A 21,955-nucleotide genomic window follows, 5' to 3' on the forward strand; every position below is an offset into this window, starting at 1 on the left:
TAGGGGAATAAGGGAATAAGGAAATCAAAGCCCGGGAATATACGAAAACATACTCCCTTACTCCCCTATTCCCTTACTCCCATAAATTACTGCAGCACCCGATCCGTGACGAACTCGCCGGCAATGATTTGCTCGCGCATCTTCTCGATCAGCGCCAGCGCAGAATCGTCTCCCGCCTCACGGATGAGTTCGGTCAGCGCGGTCGCGAAGGCTGCCTCGGCGAGGATTTCGGGCTCGATGCCTTCGGAAATCCCGTCAGCCCAGGCTTCGTTCTGATATTCGATCGCGGCAAGCTTTTTCTCGCGTGCGATGAGTTCATCGAGATCGGTTGGAGCTTGTGCCATCTTATCACCCTGGGCTTTACGCCATTTCGTTCGTACTTACGGGACAGTCCGGACTGATTTAAAGTCCCGTTAACAGGTTACCACCAATTTTAATCATCCGGCAGCGCAGATGATTCCAGCAGTTAACGCAATCTTAATCGCATGAAACTATCCGAAAAGTCTGTCACTTTTTGTCATGCGCTCAATTGCCATAGCGCGAGGCGATCTCGTTAGACAAGCTTTCCCCTTCTTTCATGTAGCGGTCAATCGCCGCAACCGCTGAATCGGTACAGCTCGTATAGGTCTCGCTGAACGCCCGGTAGCCGCGATTGAAGCTCGCCGTCAACTGCGCCCGCCGCGCCTCCTCGGGCTTTTCCGCGGCAATTATGGCATTCATGCGGTCTCGCCATTCGCTTCCTTCCTCGCCGCAGAGATTGCGCAGATAATGAAGCGAGCCGAGAATCTCCGCCAGCCGGGTCAGCTTCGCCTCGTAAGGGGCCTCGTCCGCCGCCTTGGCCGCCGCCGGTAAAGCCATCAAAGCGGCTGCCAGCATCGCTATCCATGTCTGTTTCAATGAGACCCTCAATTCTCTCTCGCTCTTGTGACGCGAAACAATTCCGGCTTCAAGACACGATTATGGAACAAGCTTAACGCGCTCCGCCATCCTCGAAGCGTGCGACTTCGCGGGCGACGATGAGCGTGCTGTGCGTGACCTGTAAAGCGGCCATTTCATCGAGATCGAGCCATACGATGGCGGCGGCATCGTCGGCGGCCCGCGCCTCGCCGGTGACGCCATGGGCGCGGAAAACCGCGAGATAATAGCTCGTGTCATACGTGCCGCCATTATCCTTGGAGAGGTCGACGGTGGCGAAATGCTTCAGGGTTTCGGCGGTAAGGCCGGTCTCCTCCATCAGCTCCCGGCGCGCCGCCTGCTGCGGCGTCTCGCCCGCATCGCGCCCGCCCCCCGGAAAGGCGAGCCATCCCTTCCACGGCTCCCGCCCGCGCTCCACCAGCAGGAAGCGGCCATGCTCCCGGCAGATGACCGAAACACCATGAATGATGGGAGGAGAGGTAACCATGGATAATGGGTATGCCGCGTCCGGCAGATTCGCAAGACCTTGACGGACACGGCAAAAAGCGGAACATCGCTCCCCATGTGTGGACGGTTTTCATTGACGGCGACGCGGCAGGAGGTGGAGGCGCTTTTCGAAGCGATGGTGGATGATTTTCCGCCGCGCTACAACATTGCGCCCACCCAGCCCATCCTGACAATTCTCTCCGGCGATGCGCTGGCTCCGGGCGGCAGTCTACCGTCCCGCATGGGGCATCTGGTGCGCTGGGGCTTCATACCGGCCTGGGTGAAGAACCCGCGCGACGTCTCCCTCATCTTCAACATCCGCAGCGAGACGGCGATGGAGAAGAACTCCTTCCGCGCCGCGCTCACCTATCGCCGCGCGCTGGTGCCGGCCTCCGGCTTTTACGAATGGCGGCGCGAGGGGAAGAAACGGGCGCAGGCCTATTGGGTGCGGCCCCGCCATGGCGGCCTCATCGCCTTCGCCGGGCTCATGGAAAGCTGGCTCGGCGCCGACGGCTCGCAGATCGACACCGGCGCCATCCTGACGACATCAGCCAATGCAACGCTCAAGCCCATCCATGAGCGGATGCCTGTTGTGATCGACCCCATCGATTTCGAGCCCTGGCTCGATTGCCGGCATAATCCTCCCCCCGATGTCGCCCGCCTGCTGCGCCCCGCCGAGCCGGATTTCTTCGAAGCGATCCCCGTATCCGACAAGGTCAACCGCGTGAGCAATGTCTCGCCCGATATTCAGGACCCCGCGCAAGAGGGCTTGACGGGGGAGGCTGGACCGCCAAAAGAAGAGCCGGAAAATATCCAGCTCTCGATGTTCTGACCGTCAGGAATTTCCTTCATGTTCTCCGCCGCTCTTTCCGGCTTCCTTCTGGGCGCCTCGCTCATCATCGCCATCGGCGCGCAGAATGCCTATATCCTGCGCCAGGGCCTGCTGCGCCAGCATGTCTTCGTGCTTTGCCTGATCTGCGCGCTTTCCGATGCGCTATTGATCACCGCCGGGGTGGCGGGGCTGGGAACGCTGCTCGCGCATTCGCCCATGCTCATCGCGGCGGTGACGCTGGGCGGCGCGGCTTTCCTGTTTTCCTATGCGTTCGTGGCTTTCCGCCGCTCCTTCAAGCCCGAGGCGATGGAAGCCCGCGGCAAGGGCGCGGCCAGTCTCAAGGCGGCGGTGGCGACATGCCTGGCGCTCACCTTCCTGAACCCGCATGTCTATCTCGATACGGTGCTGCTCCTGGGCAGCCTTTCGGCCCGCTTCGAAGGGGCGGACCGCATCGCCTATGGCGCCGGAGCGGCTGTCGCATCCTTCGTCTGGTTCTTCGGCCTCGGCTATGGCGCGCGCCTGCTCCAGCCGGTCTTCGCCAGGCCTGCCGCCTGGCGCATCCTCGATTGCGTGATCGGCTTCGTCATGGCCGGAATCGGCATCAGCCTCCTCCGGCAATTTGCGGGCGGGTTCGGTTAGAGCATGATCCGAAAAGTTGCAGACTTTTCGGGTAGATCATGCGGCAAAACAAAGAGAGCGTGATGCCCGCACGGGCGCATCACGCTCTAAGCCGGCTTTTTGCGGGTCAGGATCGAGCGGCGATTGTCGTTGCGCGCATCCGAGCGGCCGCGCGGCGCGGCAAGCAGGGCGGCGACCAGCGCGGCCGGCCCGATCTCGCGATAATGCTCGGTCAACCTATCCCGTCGCGGCGTCAGGGCTTTCTTGGTCATGGCAGGGCTCCTTCTCGTGTTCTGGAGCCACATATTCTTCGGTGGATTCGGACTGAAAAAAGGCTGCTTGCCGCCGGATTTGGGGAATTCAGGTTAATTTGGATTAACCATGAAATGTGTTGCCGGAAGGCCACGTATTCAGTGGGTGAGTTGTGGCTTGACGCCGTCCGCTCCGGCGGGAATAGTGCGCCTCATGAAAACGCCATCCGCACCGATTTGCATTTGTGTGATCATTATCGGCTAGCAATCTGCTGGCCCGGCCGTTTTCGTCTCCTTATCCCTTGAAAAGATGACAACGCCCCGGCCAGCCGGAATGGGTCAATTTCGCCCGATGACCGGGCAGGGAGACATATATGACGAAGGCCGCGCAACTGCGCCTCTATAACACGCTGACGCACCGGAAGGAGGACTTCGCGCCGATCGATCCGGAGAATGTGCGCATGTATGTCTGCGGTCCCACGGTCTATGATTATGCCCATATCGGCAATGCAAGGCCTGTGATCGTCTTTGACGTGCTGTTCCGGCTTTTGCGGCATGTCTATGGCGAGAGCCACGTCACCTATGCCCGCAATATCACCGATGTGGACGACAAAATTAACGCCCGCGCCGCCAGGGATTATCCCGACCTGCCGCTGAATGAGGCGATCCGCAAGGTGACGGAGGCGACCAATGCCCAGTTCCAGGCGGATGTGGCGACCCTGGGCTGCCTGCCTCCCACCACGCAGCCGCGCGCGACCGAATATTTGGAGGAAATGCGCGCGCTCATCGACCGGCTGGTTCAGCGCGGCTTCGCCTATGTCGCCGACGACCACGTGCTCTTTTCCGTCGCCTCGATGGACGGGGCGAAGGGCCTGCCGCGCTATGGCGCGCTTGCCCGCCGCTCGCTCGACGAGATGATCGCCGGCGCCCGCGTCGATGTCGCCTCCTACAAGCGCGACGAGATGGATTTCGTGCTGTGGAAGCCGTCGAAAGAAGGCGAGCCGGGCTGGCCGTCGCCCGCGGGCATCCCGGTTCCGGGTCGTCCCGGCTGGCATATAGAGTGCTCGGCCATGTCCATGGCCAAGCTGCTGACGCCCTTCGGCGGCGGGCTCGAATGCGACGATCCCCAGAAGAACGTCTTCGACATCCACGCCGGCGGCATCGATCTGGTCTTCCCGCACCACGAAAACGAAATCGCCCAATCCTGCTGCGCCTTCGGGACGGAGCGCATGGCCAATGTCTGGATGCACAACGGCTTCCTGCAGGTCGAAGGCCAGAAAATGTCGAAGAGCCTGGGCAATTTCGTGACGATCCATGAGTTGCTTGCGACCGAGAAGCTGGGCGGGCGCCAATGGCCGGGCGAAGTGCTGCGGCTGGCGATGCTGATGACGCATTACCGGCAGCCGATCGATTTCACGGCCAACGCGCTTGCCGAGGCGGAGAAGACGCTCGACGCCTGGTACCGCGCCGTGGGCGACATCGATGCGGACGATGATGTCAGCGCCGATCTTTTTGACGCGCTGGCCGATGATTTGAACACTTCGAAGGCCATTGCCGTGTTGCACGAACTTCGCGGTGAGGCGTTCAAGGGGTCGGACGAGGCGAAACGCAGCCTGAAGAAGAGCGCCAGCCTTCTGGGATTGCTCACTGTTACGGAAAGCGAATGGCTGGCGAGCAAGGCGCGAAACATCGCCATCGACGAAGCAGCCATTGAGGCGAGCATCGCGGAGCGGCTGGTGTTTTTAAAGGAGAAGAACTTCCCCGAGGCTGACCGCATCCGCAATGCGCTGCTGGAAAAGGGCGTGCAGTTGAAGGACGGCAAGGACCCGGCGACGGGTGAGCGCGTGACGACGTGGGAGGTGAAGAGGTGACACTCGGCAACGCGGTGCGTGCGATTCACCCCCCTCTGCCCTGCCGGGCATCTCCCCCTCAAGGGGGGAGATTGGGCCTTCATCGAAGTCGGCATCAATCGTGGGCGTTGAAGGTTAAGCGGGAATGGCCGTGTCAGCCAATCTCCCCCCTTGAGGGGGAGATGCCCGGCGGGGCAGAGGGGGGTGTCTAGCGATGCCCTCTCATCGTGCTGTTCCCGCCATCAACCGCCAGAATGCGCGCAAGATGCGCAAGGCGATGACCGATGCCGAGCTGAAGCTCTGGAATGAACTGCGCGCTCATCGTCTAATGGGGCTAAGCTTCCGCCGGCAGCTTCCTATTGCTGGCTATATCGTCGATTTCGCCTGCCCTGCAAAAAAGCTGATTATCGAGATTGATGGCTCGCAGCACGGCGAAGAGGAAAACATCAGGGCGGACCACGCACGCACCCGCAAGCTTGAAGCGCTTGGCTGGCGCATCCTCCGTTTCTGGAACGATGACATCCTGCGCGACATTGATGGCGTATGCCGGCATATCGTTGCCATCGCCGGTTCGCCAACGGAGGAGATACTGCAATGACCCAGAACGAACTCTACACCGGCGGTTGCCAGTGCGGCGCTGTTCGCTTCCGCGTGGAGGGCAAACTGACAGACGGCTCGATCTGTCATTGCCGCATGTGCCAGAAAGCATTTGGAAACGTCTTTGCGTCGCTCGTTTCCGTCCCCGAGGAAGGGTTGACCTGGACGCGCAGCACACCGAAGCGTTTTCAGTCGTCGAACCATGTCAGGCGAGGCTTCTGCGAGAATTGCGGCACGCCGCTGACCTATGAAGCGCCTGACGGTATCGCGCTCGCCATCGGCGCCTTCGATCATCCGGAAAAGATCGAAATGGCGGTGCAATGGGGCCTGGAGGGCAAGCTGCCGCAAACCGATACGCTTTCGCAGCTGCCGGGACATACGACGATGGAAGACCCGCACGCCATCAACTTCCTGAAAGGGCTCGTCTCCTATCAGCATCCCGACCATGATACCGACCAATGGCCCGCATGATCGGGGGCCGCAGCCGAGCGCCAGCCCACAGGGTCGAAAAGGATCAAAATCAGTGAAAAAAGAGCGCATCTATCTCTACGACACGACCCTGCGGGATGGCCAGCAGACACCGGGCATCGATTTTTCGCTCGAGGCCAAGAAGGCGATTGCCGCCATGCTGGACGAGTTCGGCATCGATTATGTCGAGGGTGGTTATCCCGGTGCAAACCCCACCGACACGGCCTTCTTCAAGCGCAGGCAGACCGCGCGGGCGAAATTCGTCGCCTTCGGCATGACCAAGCGGGCCGGAATATCCGTATCCAACGATCCCGGCCTGTCGGCGCTGCTGCAAACGGTCTGCGACGCGGTCTGCTTCGTCGCCAAAAGTTGGGATTATCATGTGAAGGTGGCGCTCGGCTGTACGAATGAGGAAAACCTGGAGGGGATCACCACGTCAGTCACCGCCGCCCGCATGGCCGGCAAGGAGGCGATGGTCGATTGCGAGCATTTCTTCGACGGCTACAAGGCGAACCCCGATTACGCGCTCGCCTGCGCCGCCGCCGCCTATGAGGCGGGCGCGCGCTGGGTGGTGCTGTGCGACACCAATGGCGGCACGCAGCCGGGCGAGGTGGCGGAAATCGTCCATGCGGTGAGAAAGGTCGTGCCCGGCGAGCGGCTCGGCATCCACGCGCATAACGATACGGAGCAGGCGGTGGCCGTCTCCCTCGCCGCCATCGATGCGGGCGTCCGTCAGGTGCAGGGAACGCTCAACGGTATCGGCGAGCGCTGCGGCAACGCCAATCTGGTGGCACTGATCCCGACCCTGATGCTGAAGCCCTATTGGGCGGATCGGTTCGAGACGGGCATCACGCCGGAGGCGCTGGCGAACATCACCCGCCTCTCCCACACTTTCGACGATATATTGAACCGCGCGCCGGACGAGCAGGCCGCCTATGCCGGCACTTCGGCCTTCGCCACCAAGGCCGGCATCCATGCCTCGGCGTTGCTCAAGGACCCCGCGACCTATGAGCATGTCCCACCGGAAGCGGTCGGCAACCGCCGCCGGGTCATGGTTTCGGACCAGGGCGGCAAGTCCAATTTCATTGCAGAGCTCGAGCGGCGCGGCATCAAGGTAGCCAAGGACGATCCGCGCCTCGATACGCTGATCGCTCTGGTCAAGGAACGCGAGGCGGCGGGCTACGCCTATGAAAGCGCCGATGCCAGCTTCGAGCTCCTGGCGCGGGGCGTTCTCGGCGCGATTCCGCATTTCTTCACAGTCGATTCCTTCCGCTGCATCGTGGAACGCCGTTTCGACGCCATCGGCAATCTGAAGACCGTCTCGGAGGCGGTGGTGAAGGTCGAGATCGACGGCGAGGTGCGCATGTCCGTCGCCGAAGGCCGCGGCCCCATAAATGCGCTCGATATCGCCCTGCGCAAGGATCTGGGCCGCTATCAGGTCGAGATAGAGGACATGGAACTGGCCGACTTCAAGGTGCGCATCCTCAACGGCGGCACCGACGCCGTCACCCGCGTGCTTATAGAATCGCAGGACGGCACCGGCGCGCGGTGGAGAACCGTCGGCGTCTCCGACAATGTGATCGATGCGTCGTTCCAGGCGCTGATGGATTCGGTGGTATACAAGCTGATGAAGAACCGCGAAATGGCGGGGTTGGTGGCGGCTGAGTGAGGTGCCGGCCAACCAATCACCAAAATTCATCATTCATCACAATAATTCAATGGATTTCATGCCAGCTTGAGAGCAAGAGCCGGATATCCAGGCACGCGCAACAGTGCCAAATATCGAGGTCAGGGAGATAAATCATGACAGACACAACCCTTGACCGGGGCCGGATGTCGGACGGCGTTCGCGGTTTCGGCTTTGCATTTTCCGCCTTTCTGATGTGGGGCTTCCTGCCTCTCTATATGAAGCAGGTCTCGCATATTCCTCCGGCCGAAGTGGTGGCGCACCGCGTTCTCTGGTCGATTCCCGCCGCTGCCATCGTGCTTTTCCTGATGGGCAACCTCAGGGACATCATGACTGCGCTGCGCAATCCGCGCACGCTCATGATGGCATGCCTGACCGCCGGGCTCATCACGATCAACTGGGGCATTTATGTCTGGGCGATCGCCGATGGGCGGACGCTGGAGACGGCCCTCGGCTATTACATCAACCCTATTCTCAACGTGCTCCTCGGCGCGGTGCTCCTGCATGAGAAGCTCAACCGCGCCCAGATGGTGGCGGTCGGGCTGGCGGTTGCCGCCGTGGTGCTGCTCACCGTCAAGGCGGGCGGCCTGCCATGGGTCTCGCTCGCGCTGGCGCTGAGCTTCGGCTTCTACGGCTTCTTCCGCAAGACGCTGCCCATCGGCCCGTCGCAAGGCTTCATGCTGGAGGTGCTGATCCTCTCCATCCCGGCGCTCGGCTATCTCATCTGGCTGCTCGCCCATGGCCAGGATCATTTCGTCGCCGGGCCGTCGTGGAACGTGTTCCTGCTAATGATGGCAGGCCCGGTCACCGCCGCGCCCCTCATCTGCTATGCCTTCGGAGCCAAGCTCCTGCGCTACACCACCATCGGCATCATGCAATATATCGGCCCGACGATCATTTTCCTGATCGCCGTGTTTTGGTTCAGGGAGCCGTTCTCGACCGTCCAGTTCATCGCCTTCCTGCTGATCTGGGCGGGGCTGGGGATTTATACCTGGTCGAGCCTGGCGGAGGCGAGGAAGAAGGATTAGCGCCTCCTTCCCCCTTGCGGGGAAGGTGCCCGCGTTAGCGGGCGGATGGGGGTGGTGACGCTTGCGCCACTTTCTCCAGCAAAAGCGCGGACGTCACCGCCCCCATCCGTCTGCTCCGCAGACACCTTCCCCGCAAGGGGGAAGGAAGGCGTGAGCGCTACCGCCCCGCGCCCCCAATCCTCCTGACAATTAAAAACACCCCCGCGGAGATCGCCAGCGCGACGATCACCACCGTCCAGAAACCGTGCGGCTGGTCGGCGAAGGGCGCGCCGGCGGTGTTCATGCCGAAGAAGCCGGAAATGACGGTGGAGGGCAGCAGCACCGCCGTCATCACCGAGAGCACATAAAGCAGCCGGTTGGAGCGGTGGGCGAGCTTGGCCATCAACTCTTCCTGCAACAGCCGCGCCCGCAATTGCAATTGCTCGCTCTCCTGATGGAGCGCACCCGCACGCTGCGAGAGGTTTTCCACGATATCCGCCAGCGCCTCGGGAAATTCCTTGCGGTGGGCCTGTTCCAGATGCCTGAGCAGATTGGCGGTAATGGAGAGATAGCGGTGCGAGGCGACGATCTGGCGGCGCACCGGCACCAGCCGCTCGCTTTCGTCCTGCCAGGAATCGTCGACGATATGGTCCTCGATGGAATCGAGCTTCTGGCCGAGTTCCGAAAGCTGCAGCCGCAGCCGCTCCAGAAAGCGGCGCATAATGCGCTCGAACAGGCGGGCCGGGGAGGGCGGTTTCAGAAGACCCTGATCGAGCGCCTGCCTGATATCGTCAACCGATTGCAGCGGATGCTTGCGCCCGCTGATGAAGCGGTCCTCGCTGAACGAGAAGCGGAAATAGCCGGGCTCACGCCCATCACCATAATGCTCGTGCTGCATGTCAGGGATTTCGCCGAAGAGCCAGCCATCCTCATATTCAATGTAATAGCGGTCCGAGCCCGAAAGCAGGCTCTCCTTGACGAGCGCAGGCACCGTTTCCGCCTCGATGGCCTTGCGTCCGCGCGTGTCGGCCAGCGCGTAATGAAACCATGTCCAGCGCGCATCGTTAGGAGCCACGCGCTCGCCGGAAGCATCGAAGGCATAGAAGGAGATAATGCCGGCCTCGCGGAAGAAGGCGGCGGGTTGATGAATGGGAGATTGATCCGCCATGCCGCCTCCTTGGTGAATGGTGAAATAGTGAATGGTGAATAGGGCGTTCTATTCGCTATTTCACCATTCCCTATTCACCGTTTACATCCTTTCGATGACGCTCTTGTCACCGTCCGCCTCGCCTCGCGACGCGGCATCGAGAATGGCGGGGATGATGTCTTCCGCGTTGTCCACGATCAGCGGCCTGACGAGATGGCCGGTATGGATGAAGCCCTCGGCGCGCATATGGTCGAGCATGGCGATCATCGGCTGCCAGAAGCCGCCGATATTGGCGAGCACCATCGGCTTCCTGTGATGACCAAGCTGCGCCCAGGTCATCATCTCCACGATTTCCTCTACAGTGCCGATGCCGCCGGGCAGGGTGACGAACGCATCCGCGCGCTGGAACATCAGCTGCTTGCGCTGGTGCATATCCTCGGTGACGATGAGTTCGGAGAGGTGCTCGAGCGCCTCTTCCGTGGCTTCCTTGCGCATCAGGAATTTCGGGATGATGCCCGTCACCTTGCCGCCCGCCGCCATGACGCCCTCGGCGACAGCGCCCATGATGCCGCGCGTGCCCCCGCCATAGACCAGCGAAAGTCCATGCTCGGCAATCGCCCGTCCCAGCGCGAGGCCGGACTGTTTATAGAGTGGGTTCAGGCCCGTGGACGAGCCGCAATAAACGCATATGGATCGAATCTTGCTCATGAGGCGGAATAGGGCAGGTCAAGCGGGAGGCGTCAAGCGGGATTAAGGGAGTACGGGAATAGGGGAGTAAGGGAGTAAGGCGTCTTTCCCTACTCCCCTATTCCCTTATTCCCCTACTCCCATAAATTAAGGCAACTACGATTTAACCAGTGCAATTCCCTGCATTTTCTTGTCGGCCCGATGAAAAAGCGATAAATCATAAGTGAAAAAGGGACAGGGGACATGCAGAAAAGAACCACTTATGCGCTGTTAGGCTTCCTCGCGGTAATTATTGCAGCGGGGATAGCCGGTTATCGGGGTATGCTGCCGGGCACCGCGCCGCAGGAGCCGGTGGCCGCATCCGTCCCGCCCGCCGCCGCGCCTGAAACGCCGGCTTCCAATCCGCAAGCCACCCCGCCCGCAGAGAACAAGACGGAGGTCACGGTTCCCTCCTTCGATGTTCTGCGCGTCGAGCCGGATGGTTCGGTCGTCGTCGCCGGCAAGGCCGCGCCGGAGTCGAATGTCGATATCGTCGCGGGATCGACGGTGGTGGGAACGGCAAAGGCCGCCGGGAACGGCGATTTTGCCGTCGCGATCGACAAGCCGCTGAAGCCGGGCGACCACCAGCTGGTGCTGCGTGCCACCGGCGCCGACAACAAGGCCGCGACCTCGGCGCAGACGGCGATTGTCTCCGTGCCGGAAAAGAGCGACGGCGAGGTGCTGGCGCTGGTCGAGGAGCCGGGTCAGGCAAGCCGCATGATCACCACGCCGCAGGCGAAGGCGCCTGAAGCCGTGCCCGCTCCGGGTGCTGCCATTGCCGCTCCCGCAATGCCGCAGGAGCAGCCCAAGCCCGCCCCGATCACCGTCGAGGCGGTGGAAATCGAGGGCGACACGGTCTTCGTCGCGGGCAAGGGCGTGCCGGGCAAGCAGGTGGCGGTCTATGCAAATGAGGCGCTGCTGGGCAAGACGCCGGTCGAGCCGACAGGGCGCTATCTGGTGGAACGGCATCACCCGCTCGCCGTGGGTGATTACATCATCCGCGCCGACCTTCTGGAAAAGGACGGTACCGTGATCGCCAGCGCCCGCGTGCCCTTCCGCCGCGAGGCGGGCGAGAAAGTTTCCGCCGTCGCGCCGCAGATGGGCACCGCGCAGCCTGCCGCCGACAACCAGCCCGCTGCCGCAACGCAGGCGCAAGCCGCCCAGCCGCTTGAAAGCGTCGCCGGTTCGGTCATCATCCGCAAGGGCGACAACCTCTGGACCATTTCCAAGCGCACCTACGGCCGCGGCATCCGCTACACGACCATTTACCTCGCCAATGCCGACCAGATCAAAAACCCCAACCTGATATGGCCGGGGCAGGTGTTCTCCATGCCGAACGAACCGCTGCCGGATGACGAGGCGGAGCGGTTGTTGAAGGCGAAGCGATGAGGGCTCGCACCCTCCTTCCCCCTTGCGGGGAAGGTGCCCGCGTTAGCGGGCGGATGGGGGTGGTGACGTTTGCGCTTTTGCTGGAGAACATGGTGTAACGTCACCACCCCCACCCGACCCTTCGGGCCACCCTCCCCGCAAGGGGGAGGGAGGGCGCGCGCGCCAGCCCGGTAGGAGGTACTATCCCGCCGACATTCAACATTTTGCTACTTCCCACCCCTTGCCGTAGCATATTTTATCGTATATCGCCGATGAACGATGAAAGAATGCTCTCGCCACGATCTGGAACCATCCCCCGCCGGTGAATGCGAGGATGCGCGGGCTGTGCGTATTTATAATGCGCTGGCCCATGGGGTGCGCCTGCGCATTCTGCGCCAGCTCATTACTCGCGATGCCTGCTGCTGCAAGGACATCGTCTCCACCGTCGATCTTGCCCAATCCACCGTGTCGCAGCATCTGAAGGTGCTGGTCGAAGCGGGGCTTGTCGATTACCGGCCCGAGCGCCAGTCATCTCGCTATAGCGTGAACCCTCAAGCCTTGGCCGCCATCCGATCTCATTTGCGCGAACTGGCAGATTACAAGCAAGTCCAGGAAAAGTGTGACGCGGTTTTCCCGGGAAAAACAGGGACTGTTTTCCCAGCGGACTTGCGTCAAAACAATGCTTGATCAGCGGAAAAAACCACAAAATCATGTCTAATAAGAAAAATCAGAAAACCGTTTCCGCCGATTCCGGCCACACGCTGCAGACGATCCGCAATCTCTGGCCCTATATGTGGCCGGATAGCCGCCCGGACCTGAAAATGCGCGTGGTCTGGGCGACATTCTATCTTGTTATCGCCAAGATCATCCTGATCCTCGTGCCCTATTTCTTCAAATGGGCGACGAATGCGCTGAACGGCAAGTTCCAGGCTCCGGACTATATCCCAACGCTGTTCATCGGCGCGACCATGCTGGTCGTGGCCTATAATGTCGCCCGCATCGTGCAGGCGGGTCTGAACCAGCTGCGTGACGCGCTCTTTGCCAGCGTCGGCCAATATGCGGTCCGCCAGCTTGCCTTCCGCACCTTCGTCCACATGCATGAACTGTCGCTGCGCTTCCATCTGGAGCGGCGCACCGGCGGCCTGTCGCGGGTGATCGAGCGCGGCACCAAGGGCATTGAGGCCATCGTCCGCTTCACGATCCTCAATACGCTGCCCACGGTGCTGGAATTCGCGCTGACGGCACTCATCTTCGCCTTCGCCTATGGCTTCTGGTACCTTCTCGTCGTCGCCGTCACGGTCTGGCTCTACACCTGGTTCACCATCAAGGCGAGCGACTGGCGCATCGACATCCGCCGCGAGATGAACGATTCCGACACCGACGCCAACACCAAGGCCATCGACTCGCTTCTCAATTTCGAGACCGTCAAATATTTCGGCAATGAGGCGATGGAAGCCAAGCGCTTCGACGCTTCCATGGCGCGCTACGAGAAGGCCGCGACCAGGACATGGACCTCGCTCGGCTGGCTCAATTTCGGCCAGGCGGTGATCTTCGGCGCAGGCATGGCCATCCTCATGATTATGTCGGCGCGGGAAGTGATGGCCGGCACGCAGTCGCTGGGCGATTTCGTTTTCATCAACGCGCTGCTGATGCAATTGTCCGTGCCGCTCAACTTCATCGGCTTCATCTATCGCGAGGTGCGGCAGGGCCTGACCGATATCGAGCAGATGTTCGACCTTCTGGATGTGGAGCAGGAGGTGAAGGACAAGCCCGATGCGAAGTCTCTCATAGTCACCGAGGGCAATATCCGCTTCGACGACGTGCATTTTGCCTACGATCCGGCCCGCCCAATCCTGAAAGGCATCAGCTTCGAAGTGCCGGCGGGTAAGACAGTAGCGATTGTCGGCCCCTCCGGCGCAGGCAAGTCCACCATCTCGCGCCTGCTGTTCCGGTTCTACGACATTCAGGAGGGCGCGATCACCATCGACGGGCAGGATGTCCGCGACGTAACGCAGGAGAGCTTGCGTAAAGTGATCGGCATGGTGCCGCAGGATACGGTGCTTTTCAACGATACCATCGCCTACAATATCCGCTATGGCCGCATGACGGCGAGCGAGGAAGAGGTCGAGCGGGCTGCGGAGCTGGCGCAGATCTCCAATTTCATCAAGCTTCTGCCCGACGGTTACCAGTCCATGGTCGGCGAGCGCGGGCTGAAACTTTCCGGCGGCGAAAAACAGCGCGTCGCCATCGCCCGCACCATCCTGAAAGCCCCGCCGATCCTGATCCTCGACGAGGCGACCTCGGCGCTCGACACGGCAACCGAGCAGGAAATCCAGTCGGCGCTCGATATCGTCAGCCGGGGCCGCACCACGCTCGTCATCGCCCACCGCCTCTCCACGGTCATCGGCGCGGACGAGATCATCGTGCTGAAAGACGGCCTCATCGCCGAACGCGGCACCCACCGCACGCTGCTCAACAAAAAAGGCCTCTACGCCTCCATGTGGGACCGCCAGCGCGAAGCCACCGAAGCGGAAGAACGTCTGCGCCAGATGCGGCAGGAGGATGAACTGGGAGTGCTGGATAGGGGCGTGCCGGCGGGGGAGTGAGGGCAAACACCTCCGTCCCGTCCTCCATGTTTGGGCCAGTTGTTGTCATGGAGGCGTTGAGGGATGGATCCCAGTGACAAGCACTGGGATGACGGGGTGGAGATGTTTTGCCCGTATCGGGTATGTTTCTGCCAAGCGGCGAGGATGGAGTTTGCCCCCCCCCAACAGCCAAGCAACCCGTCATCCCAGTGCTTGTCACTGGGATCCATTCCTCGGCGCCTCCGCCTCGACTACGGTACGAAATACTTGCGCAGAATATATATGCGCGTAACATCCGCTTTATGGCACGGCGGGGATATGTCTATATTTTGGCGAAGAAAAACGGGACGCTTTACGTCGGCGTGACAAGCGACCTGCCGGGCCGTCTGTTGCAGCATCGCTCAGGGCAGGGGTCCAAATTTGTCGCTCGTTATGGTGTTATGCGGCTGGTATGGTTCGATGAGTTCGAACTGATAGTCGATGCCATCTCTCGTGAAAAGACGGTCAAGGGCTGGCCGCGGCAGTGGAAAATCAATCTGATCGAGCGAACAAATCCTCACTGGAATGATATCGCCTGGCATCTCGTTTAGCTGTTATTATCTGCGCCTTATGGCAAAACACATATAATAGCTCGGCCCCCCAATGCGCCAAGCCCGCACAATCACGTTTGCTCATCGCTCTATTCTCCACTATGGAGTGGGCAAATAGAGGATTGACCATGAGCCTATTCGATACCATCCGCAACACGTTCGTGCCCATTCACCGCGAGGGCTATCCCTTCATTGCGGCGTTTTTCCTGGCGTCGCTCGTGCTTGGCTGGTTCTGGGACCCGCTGTTCTGGGTCGGCCTGGTGCTGACCATCTGGTGCATTTATTTCTATCGCGACCCCGAGCGCGTCACGCCGCAGGACGACCGGCTGGTGATCAGCCCCGCCGATGGCAAGGTGTCGTCCGTCGGCCCGGCCATTCCGCCGCGCGAACTGGATCTTGGCAGCGAGCCGATGCTGCGCATTTCGGTGTTCATGAATGTGTTCTCCTGCCATGTAAACCGCGCGCCGGTGACAGGCCGCATCGAGCGGATCACCTATCGCCCGGGCAAGTTTCTCAATGCCGAGCTCGACAAGGCAAGCGCGGAGAACGAGCGCAACGGCGTAGTCATTGACAGCGTACACGGCAAGGTCGGCGCGGTGCAGATTGCGGGCCTCGTCGCGCGGCGCATTGTCTGCTGGGTCAAGGAGGACGAGCCGCTGGCGACAGGCGAGCGTTTCGGACTCATCCGCTTCGGCTCACGCGTCGATGTCTATCTGCCTGAGGGTGCGAGCCCGCGCGTCGCGGTCGGCCAGACGGCGGTTGCGGGCGAGACCGTTCTCGCCGAATTCGGTAGCGACCGGCCAGTTGCACTTGTGCGGACGATCTGACGCCCATGGAAACGCCGTTTCCGCCTTTCGAGCCGAACGGTCCCGCCGAAGAGGGCAGGGGACCGCGCCTTTCGCAGATACCGATGCGGATGGTGATCCCCAATGTCATCACCGTCCTCGCCATTTGCGCGGGACTGACGGGCGTGCGCCTCGCCTTCGAGAATCGGTTCGAAATGGCGGTGTCTATGGTGCTCGTCGCAGCCTTCCTCGACGGCATAGACGGGCGCGTTGCGCGCATGATGAAGGGCTCGTCGAAATTCGGCGCCCAGATGGATTCGCTCGCCGACATCGTCAATTTCGGCGTTGCCCCGGCGCTGGTGCTCTATTTCTTCATGCTCGACCAGGCGCGCGCCTTCGGCTGGATCGCGGCGCTGCTTTATTGCATCGCCTGCTGCCTCAGGCTCGCGCGGTTCAACGTCATGATCGAGAACCCGCGCCAGCCGCCCTGGCTCGGCAATTATTTCATCGGCGTGCCCGCTCCGGCGGGAGCCATGCTGGTGCTGCTGCCGGTCTATCTCGGCTTTCTCGGGCTCGATCCCTCGCGGACCATCGCCTATTTCGCCTCGATCTACACCGTCGCCATCGCCTTCCTGCTGGTCAGCCGCCTGCCGGTTTATAATGGCAAGGCAGCGGGCCTTGTCCGCCGCGACGCTGTCATGCCGCTCATTCTCGGCGTCGTGCTCTATGTCGCCTTCCTGATGAGCTATACATGGCAAACGCTGGCGCTGACGGCGCTCGCCTATCTCGCCTTCCTGCCTTTCAGCGTCGCCGCCTGGCGCAAGCGTATGGCGGCGGAAGCGGCAAGCCGGGGCGGCGATTAACTCCTCAGGCGGGCTCCTTGTCCAGCGTCATATAGTCGAGCGGCAGCTCGGTCGTGTATTTGATCTGCTCCATCGCGAAGGAAGACGACACGTCGCGAATGTCGATCTTGGCGATGAGGCGCTTGTAAAAGGAATCGTAGGCGGCGATGTCGGGAACGACCACGCGCAGGAGATAGTCGATATCCCCGCTCATGCGATAGAATTCCACGACCTCAGGAAATTCCTGCACCACTTCCGAAAAGCGCTTCAGCCATTCATGATTATGTGAGCTCGTGCGGATGGCCACGAAAACCGTCACGCGCGCATTGACCCGCACCGGATCGAGGATCGCCACGCGCCGCTTAATGACGCCGTCCTCCTCCAGCTTCTGGATGCGCCGCCAGCAGGGCGTGGTCGAAAGCCCGACCTTCTTGGCGACGTCGGCAACTGCCAGTGTTGCATCTTCCTGCAGAAGCCGCAGAATTTTCCGGTCCAGTCTGTCCATGGCGTCGCCTCTCCATAATGCACGATCCCGAAAGCCCGTGCGCTTAAGAATGGAATACCTTATGCAGCATGAATGCTAGAGTATCCAAGAAAGGCTTTCTACTTATATCGTGCTTAGGCGAATTTATTTTCCGTTATCGGGCAATTCCCGAATAAGCCGCTGCAATTCGGGCACGAGCTCGCGGTCAAACCAGGGATTGCGTTTCAGCCAGCCGCTATTGCGCCATGAGGGATGGGGCAGGGGCAGCACGATCCGTCCGGCCTCATCGGGCGTCTCGATAAAGGCGCGCCAGTTCTCGACCGTTTGCGTCAGGCTCTTTTGGAGCCGGTCGGGCATGTGATAAGCCTGCGCATATTGGCCGATGGCGATGATCAGCTTCAGCTGCGGCATGCCGGCGAAGACGCGGTCATGCCAGATCTCGCGGCATTCCCTGCGTGGCGGCAGGTCGCCGCCATTGGCGTCATAGCCGGGAAAGCAGAAGCCCATGGGGATGACGGCGAAGCGGGCCGGATCATAGAATTCCTCCCGCGTCACGCCCAGCCATTGCCGGAGGCGGTCGCCGGAGGGATCGTTGAAGGGCACGCCGGTGTTGTGAACGCGGATGCCCGGCGCCTGTCCGCATATCGCAATGCGCGCCGTCCGCGACATCACGCATACCGGGCGCGGCTCATGCGGCAGCGGCTTGCCATGGCGCGGCGCGTCGAAGCACACGCGGCACTGCGAGATTTCGTCCCGCAAGCGGCTTTGATAGGTCACATTGGCTCCAGAGTGGTTTTGATAAGGCCTTTAACCCAAAGATAGAGCTTCCGCAGGAAGGTTTCGAGGGGGGAAGGCGCATCGGCAAGCGCTTCCGGCGTTTGCCGCGCCTTTCGCCAGTCCTGGGGACGCTCGAAAGTTCCGGCCCATAGGCCCCGCCGCATGGTCCGGGCCATCTCCTCTTCTCCGGCATAGCGCCCATAAGCGACGGCCCATCCTTCCTCGACCATCTGGCGATTGAGGTCCGCTGGCCCTATCCGGCAATCGCTGAGCAGCCGCTGATATTTGTCGATGCCGCGCCCGGTGCAGCGCACGCTTCGCCCGTCGATCAGGCTTTTCAGCGCGTTGCGTGCTTCCATGCCGCAGGCATAATCCTGGGCGCCGCGGCGGCAACTCTGGCCCATTTCGGGCGCATCGATTCCAGCAAGGCGGATATGCTGGCCATTGATGATGAGCGTATCGCCATCAATGATCCGCGCCGGTCCCGTAACCGGCTCGCCCGTGGGCGGTGAGGTTTCGAGACGCGCCACCACCAGCGCGCCGAGGGCGAAGAAGGCGATTGCCAGGAACCAGTCCAGCAGACGCCGCAACGGCCGCCGCCTGGGAGGCTCGCGGTCGTAATACCATCTGCCGCGCCGGTAAATGCGCCGATACATGGTTCCTACACTGCTGGATTGCGGTATTTGAATATTTATCTAACGTAAAGCTTGAGGTTCTTTTAATCATTTCTCCATATTCTGTCCGCCTGTGATCGATTCTGGGCTGTGGAACATGAGGCGGAAACTGCGGAAATGACACTGTCATCCCCGCTTATCGACAAGAATGTCGTCGACCGCCGTCGCGTCCCGCGCAACCCCGAGCTTGCGAAGGCCATGCGGAAAACCCGCGACCGCCTGCTCCAAAAGGCCGGACAGGCCAATTACGAATATGAAATCCTGCGGATATACGCCCGGGCGGTAGCGGCAAGCGCCGTGCCCATCGGCCTGCTCGTGGCCATGGTGGCCGCTGCGGGCTTTCTGGTTGGCCTGGAAAGACAGATGGTGATCTGGCTGGCTCTCACCATCGGCTGTTCCGCTTTCCTTGTTCTCGCAACGTATAAATTCATCCATGCGTCGCAGGAAGCGCTCAATATCGAGCATTGGAAGAACATCTTCTTCGCCGGCCATGCGCTGACGGGCATCGGCTGGGCCTATTTCGCCTCGATCCGCTGCAACACATGCGGCATCGATTTTTTCCCTTTCGCGCAGGCGCTGGTTTTGCTGGTTGCGATGGCCGCGACCGCGATCATCTGCTCGGCGCTGCGCGGCGCGACCGTTGCCGCCTTCGCCTTGCCCATCGTGACCTACAGCCTGGCCACCGGCCGGGACCTGCCGCCCACTTTCCATGCCACCATGGTGGTGATGCTGGTCATGGCGCTGATCTTCTTCACCTACATCGCCACTCATTTCAATCGCTCGGCGCGAATGACGCTCGCCTTCCAGAGCGAAAAGGATGCGCTCATCGCGGAGTTGGAGACCGCCAACGCCATGTCCGACGAGGCTCGTCGCCGCGCGGAGGAAGCCAATCTCGCCAAGTCGCGCTTTCTCGCTTCGATGAGCCATGAGCTGCGCACGCCGCTGAACGCCATCCTGGGCTTCTCCGAGGTCATGTCCAAGGAAATCCTCGGCAAGATGGGCAACGAGACCTATCGCGACTATGCCCGCGACATTCACACCTCCGGCCAGCACCTGCTCAACCTGATCAACGAGATTCTCGACCTGAGCCGCGTCGAGGCAGGACGCTACACGCTCAATGAGGAACCCGTGCGTCTGGTGGATGCGGTGAACGAAAGCATTCACTTGATGCAGATCAAGCTGCAGAAGAAGAACATCAGGCTGACGGAGCATTTCGAGCAGGAGTTGCCGCTGCTCTGGGCCGACATTCGTTCCGTCCGCCAGATTGTCCTCAACCTTCTGTCGAATGCTGTGAAGTTCACCCCGGCGAACGGGGAAATCCAGATCAAGGTCGGATGGACGGCGGGCGGGGGCCAATATATTTCGGTCCGCGACAACGGCCCCGGCATCCCAAAGGAGGAAATCCCCATCGTGCTGTCGGCCTTCGGGCAGGGCAGCATTGCCATCAAGAGCGCGGAGCAGGGAACGGGCCTGGGCCTGCCGATCGTACAGGCGCTCATGGCCATGCATGGCGGCGAGTTCCGGCTTTACTCGAAACTGCGCGAGGGGACGGAAGGCATAGCCATCTTCCCCGCCGCCCGCGTCATGGAAGCGATGCCCGCGATCAAGCCGAAGACACGACCGGCCAAGAGGGCGGCGAAGGGGTCTCGGGCTGCTGCTTAGAGTATCCTTTTAAATGGAAACGGTACGTTCCGGCGGTGCGGCTGCTTCAACGCCCTTTCAGTGAAACCTTCCGCAGCGCTTCAAACAGCTTCTTTTTGTCCGCAGCCGAAAGCATTGGCTCGTTGACTATCTTGTCGAAAAGCGCACGTTGGGCCGGCTTGATTTGACCTTGTGAAATCAGCACCGCGCGCAACTGCGTCAATATCGCGTCTCCCGTTTCAGCGATGCTGGCGCGCAGCGCGGGAAGCGGAATGGGTTTCGTATTCTCTTGCGGAACGGATAGCCAATCGGCGCGATAGCGGTACTGGATAGCCTTGGCGGCGTCGATTTGCGCGCGCAGAAGCGGAACGAGGGAGTCCGGCGCAAGGCCGATCCTGTCCGCCTCGGCTTTGGAGGCCGCGATGACCTTTTGTTCCTGCGCGATATCCTCGACCGGTTGGTGGCTCGCGGCCTTATAGGAAGCCACATCCTTCATATAGGCCAGCCGCTCGTCTATGAGACTGAAGAGTTTCTGGTCTTTCGCCGCAAAAGCCATGGAAGGGGCCATGAAGATGGCGATGATGCATAGTAATCTAAGCAAGACAGTTTTCCCCATAAGTAACAGTCTGTGGAAAACTTGTCTTATTCATGGATATCAGTCCACTTATTTCTGATGTGCTTGGCTTATCTTTCAAGCCGTGCCAGCAGGGAAGACGTGTCCCAGCGACCGCCGCCCATTTTCTGGACGTCCTTGTAGAACTGGTCGACGAGCGCGGTGAGGGGGAGCGCCGCGCCGTTGCGGTCGGCTTCGGCGAGGCAGATGCCGAGATCCTTGCGCATCCAGTCCACGGCGAAGCCGAAATCATATTTCCCTTCATTCATCGTCCGGGACCGGTTCTCCATCTGCCAGGAGCCAGCCGCCCCCTTGGAAATGATTTCCACCACTTTTTCGATGTCGAGGCCCGCCTGCTTTCCGAAATGGATGCCTTCGGCCAGTCCCTGGACGATTCCGGCAATGCAGATCTGGTTGACCATCTTGGTCAATTGCCCCGCGCCTGACGGTCCCATCAGCCCGACGGAGCGCGAGAAAGCGCCGATAACAGGCTTTGCGCGCTCGAAGACCGCCTCATCGCCGCCCGCCATCACCGTCAGCGCGCCGTTTTCCGCGCCCGCCTGTCCGCCGGATACGGGCGCATCGAGGAAATGGAAACCGCGCTCCTCAGCCTTCGCCGCAAGCTCGCGAGCCACTTCCGCCGATGCGGTGGTGTTGTCGATGAAGATAGCGCCCGGCTTCATGGTGGAAAAGGCGCCGTTTTCGCCTGTCGTCACCTGCCGCAGATCGTCATCATTGCCGACGCATGAGAAGACGAAATCCTTGTCCTTTGCCGCTTCCGCCGGGGTAGGGGCATATGTGCCGCCAAATTCCTGCGCCCATTTTTCGGCCCTGGCCGCCGTGCGGTTATAGACCGTAACGTCATGTCCGCCGCGGGTCTTCAAATGGCCGGCCATCGGGTATCCCATCACTCCCAAACCGATGAATGCAACTGTCGTCACGGTCCATATTCCTCTTCAACCAATAGTGTGGGATGCTTCGCATCGTTCCTGAGTCTACGATCTCAAAGGGG

The 21,955-nt window shown here is 61.0% G+C and carries 25 protein-coding genes; 14 read left to right on the forward strand and 11 right to left on the reverse strand.

All coding sequences use genetic code 11. The annotated features are described in order from the left end of the window. Window positions 1-86: 86 nt before the first annotated feature. The 3 genes from ACOWVG_RS02875 to ACOWVG_RS02885 form a co-directional block, all read right to left on the reverse strand. Window positions 87-344, reverse strand: a complete 258-nt coding sequence (locus tag ACOWVG_RS02875) for a hypothetical protein (RefSeq protein ID WP_420959970.1) — start codon at window positions 342-344, stop codon at window positions 87-89. Between the two features lie 181 nt (window positions 345-525). Next, on the reverse strand, window positions 526-876 hold the full coding sequence (locus tag ACOWVG_RS02880) for a TIGR02301 family protein (protein ID WP_420960166.1): 351 nt from the start codon (window positions 874-876) through the stop codon (window positions 526-528). Between the two features lie 94 nt (window positions 877-970). Next, the gene (locus ACOWVG_RS02885; RefSeq protein WP_420959971.1) at window positions 971-1,402 is read right to left on the reverse strand and encodes an NUDIX hydrolase; all 432 of its coding nucleotides are present in this window, start codon (window positions 1,400-1,402) and stop codon (window positions 971-973) included. Between the two features lie 75 nt (window positions 1,403-1,477). Between ACOWVG_RS02885 and ACOWVG_RS02890 the strand changes: the two genes are divergently transcribed. Beyond that, window positions 1,478-2,233 (forward strand): SOS response-associated peptidase, encoded by a 756-nt coding sequence (locus tag ACOWVG_RS02890; RefSeq protein ID WP_420959972.1) that lies wholly within the window; start codon window positions 1,478-1,480, stop codon window positions 2,231-2,233. Window positions 2,234-2,251: 18 nt separating this feature from the next. Beyond that, a complete protein-coding gene (locus ACOWVG_RS02895) occupies window positions 2,252-2,872 on the forward strand; it encodes a LysE/ArgO family amino acid transporter (protein ID WP_420959973.1) in 621 nt (206 codons plus the stop codon). 86 nt (window positions 2,873-2,958) lie between these two features. Here the strand turns inward: ACOWVG_RS02895 and ACOWVG_RS02900 are convergent, their stop codons facing one another. Then, complete coding sequence (locus ACOWVG_RS02900; protein ID WP_188824153.1) at window positions 2,959-3,123, reverse strand: hydrolase; 165 nt, start codon at window positions 3,121-3,123, stop codon at window positions 2,959-2,961. Between the two features lie 353 nt (window positions 3,124-3,476). Between ACOWVG_RS02900 and cysS the strand changes: the two genes are divergently transcribed. The 5 genes from cysS to rarD all read left to right on the forward strand — a co-directional run bounded on the left by cysS (window position 3,477) and on the right by rarD (window position 8,732). After that, window positions 3,477-4,973: a cysteine--tRNA ligase gene (cysS, locus tag ACOWVG_RS02905; RefSeq protein ID WP_420959974.1), complete on the forward strand. Its 1,497-nt coding sequence runs from the start codon at window positions 3,477-3,479 to the stop codon at window positions 4,971-4,973. Between the two features lie 244 nt (window positions 4,974-5,217). Further along, the gene (locus ACOWVG_RS02910) at window positions 5,218-5,550 is read left to right on the forward strand and encodes an endonuclease domain-containing protein (RefSeq protein ID WP_420959975.1); all 333 of its coding nucleotides are present in this window, start codon (window positions 5,218-5,220) and stop codon (window positions 5,548-5,550) included. Continuing rightward, complete coding sequence (locus tag ACOWVG_RS02915; protein WP_420959976.1) at window positions 5,547-6,020, forward strand: GFA family protein; 474 nt, start codon at window positions 5,547-5,549, stop codon at window positions 6,018-6,020. Before ACOWVG_RS02910 ends, ACOWVG_RS02915 begins: the two co-directional genes overlap by 4 nt. A gap of 52 nt (window positions 6,021-6,072) precedes the next feature. Continuing rightward, window positions 6,073-7,686 carry a citramalate synthase gene (gene cimA, locus ACOWVG_RS02920; protein ID WP_420959977.1) on the forward strand — a complete coding sequence of 538 codons (1,614 nt, stop codon included), beginning with the start codon at window positions 6,073-6,075 and terminating at the stop codon, window positions 7,684-7,686. A 134-nt stretch (window positions 7,687-7,820) separates the two neighbouring features. Beyond that, window positions 7,821-8,732, forward strand: a complete 912-nt coding sequence (gene rarD, locus ACOWVG_RS02925) for an EamA family transporter RarD (protein WP_420959978.1) — start codon at window positions 7,821-7,823, stop codon at window positions 8,730-8,732. 157 nt (window positions 8,733-8,889) lie between these two features. On the opposite strand, the gene ACOWVG_RS02930 is transcribed toward rarD, so the two are convergent. Then, window positions 8,890-9,879, reverse strand: coding sequence for a CorA family divalent cation transporter (locus ACOWVG_RS02930; protein WP_420959979.1), 990 nt, complete (start codon window positions 9,877-9,879; stop codon window positions 8,890-8,892). Window positions 9,880-9,960: 81 nt separating this feature from the next. After that, window positions 9,961-10,566 carry a TIGR00730 family Rossman fold protein gene (locus tag ACOWVG_RS02935; protein WP_420959980.1) on the reverse strand — a complete coding sequence of 202 codons (606 nt, stop codon included), beginning with the start codon at window positions 10,564-10,566 and terminating at the stop codon, window positions 9,961-9,963. Between the two features lie 222 nt (window positions 10,567-10,788). Between ACOWVG_RS02935 and ACOWVG_RS02940 the strand changes: the two genes are divergently transcribed. The 6 genes from ACOWVG_RS02940 to pssA all read left to right on the forward strand — a co-directional run bounded on the left by ACOWVG_RS02940 (window position 10,789) and on the right by pssA (window position 16,775). Continuing rightward, on the forward strand, window positions 10,789-11,973 hold the full coding sequence (locus ACOWVG_RS02940) for an Ig-like domain-containing protein (RefSeq protein ID WP_420959981.1): 1,185 nt from the start codon (window positions 10,789-10,791) through the stop codon (window positions 11,971-11,973). Window positions 11,974-12,297: 324 nt separating this feature from the next. Next, window positions 12,298-12,639, forward strand: a complete 342-nt coding sequence (locus ACOWVG_RS02945) for an ArsR/SmtB family transcription factor (protein WP_420959982.1) — start codon at window positions 12,298-12,300, stop codon at window positions 12,637-12,639. 23 nt (window positions 12,640-12,662) lie between these two features. Next, entirely contained in the window at window positions 12,663-14,558 is a 1,896-nt protein-coding gene (locus ACOWVG_RS02950) for an ABCB family ABC transporter ATP-binding protein/permease (protein ID WP_420959983.1), read from the forward strand. A 281-nt stretch (window positions 14,559-14,839) separates the two neighbouring features. Next, window positions 14,840-15,127 (forward strand): GIY-YIG nuclease family protein, encoded by a 288-nt coding sequence (locus ACOWVG_RS02955; RefSeq protein WP_420959984.1) that lies wholly within the window; start codon window positions 14,840-14,842, stop codon window positions 15,125-15,127. A 128-nt stretch (window positions 15,128-15,255) separates the two neighbouring features. Beyond that, window positions 15,256-15,954, forward strand: coding sequence for a phosphatidylserine decarboxylase (locus tag ACOWVG_RS02960; RefSeq protein WP_420959985.1), 699 nt, complete (start codon window positions 15,256-15,258; stop codon window positions 15,952-15,954). 5 nt (window positions 15,955-15,959) lie between these two features. Continuing rightward, entirely contained in the window at window positions 15,960-16,775 is an 816-nt protein-coding gene (gene pssA, locus ACOWVG_RS02965; protein ID WP_420959986.1) for a CDP-diacylglycerol--serine O-phosphatidyltransferase, read from the forward strand. A gap of 4 nt (window positions 16,776-16,779) precedes the next feature. Here pssA and ACOWVG_RS02970 read toward each other — a convergent pair whose 3' ends face one another. The 3 genes from ACOWVG_RS02970 to ACOWVG_RS02980 form a co-directional block, all read right to left on the reverse strand. Then, entirely contained in the window at window positions 16,780-17,259 is a 480-nt protein-coding gene (locus ACOWVG_RS02970) for an Lrp/AsnC family transcriptional regulator (protein ID WP_420959987.1), read from the reverse strand. A gap of 123 nt (window positions 17,260-17,382) precedes the next feature. Next, window positions 17,383-18,015 carry a uracil-DNA glycosylase family protein gene (locus ACOWVG_RS02975; RefSeq protein ID WP_420959988.1) on the reverse strand — a complete coding sequence of 211 codons (633 nt, stop codon included), beginning with the start codon at window positions 18,013-18,015 and terminating at the stop codon, window positions 17,383-17,385. After that, on the reverse strand, window positions 18,012-18,671 hold the full coding sequence (locus ACOWVG_RS02980) for a thermonuclease family protein (protein ID WP_420959989.1): 660 nt from the start codon (window positions 18,669-18,671) through the stop codon (window positions 18,012-18,014). Before ACOWVG_RS02980 ends, ACOWVG_RS02975 begins: the two co-directional genes overlap by 4 nt. A 135-nt stretch (window positions 18,672-18,806) precedes the next feature. On the opposite strand from ACOWVG_RS02980, the gene ACOWVG_RS02985 reads away from it, so the two are divergent. Further along, a complete protein-coding gene (locus tag ACOWVG_RS02985; RefSeq protein WP_420959990.1) occupies window positions 18,807-20,351 on the forward strand; it encodes a sensor histidine kinase in 1,545 nt (514 codons plus the stop codon). A gap of 46 nt (window positions 20,352-20,397) precedes the next feature. On the opposite strand, the gene ACOWVG_RS02990 is transcribed toward ACOWVG_RS02985, so the two are convergent. Next, window positions 20,398-20,931, reverse strand: coding sequence for a chorismate mutase (locus ACOWVG_RS02990; RefSeq protein WP_420959991.1), 534 nt, complete (start codon window positions 20,929-20,931; stop codon window positions 20,398-20,400). Between the two features lie 83 nt (window positions 20,932-21,014). Then, complete coding sequence (locus ACOWVG_RS02995; RefSeq protein ID WP_420959992.1) at window positions 21,015-21,884, reverse strand: NAD(P)-dependent oxidoreductase; 870 nt, start codon at window positions 21,882-21,884, stop codon at window positions 21,015-21,017. Between the last annotated feature and the right edge of the window lie 71 nt (window positions 21,885-21,955).

The sequence above is a fragment of the Brucella sp. IR073 genome (assembly GCF_049065735.1).
Lineage (GTDB): Bacteria > Pseudomonadota > Alphaproteobacteria > Rhizobiales > Rhizobiaceae > Paramesorhizobium.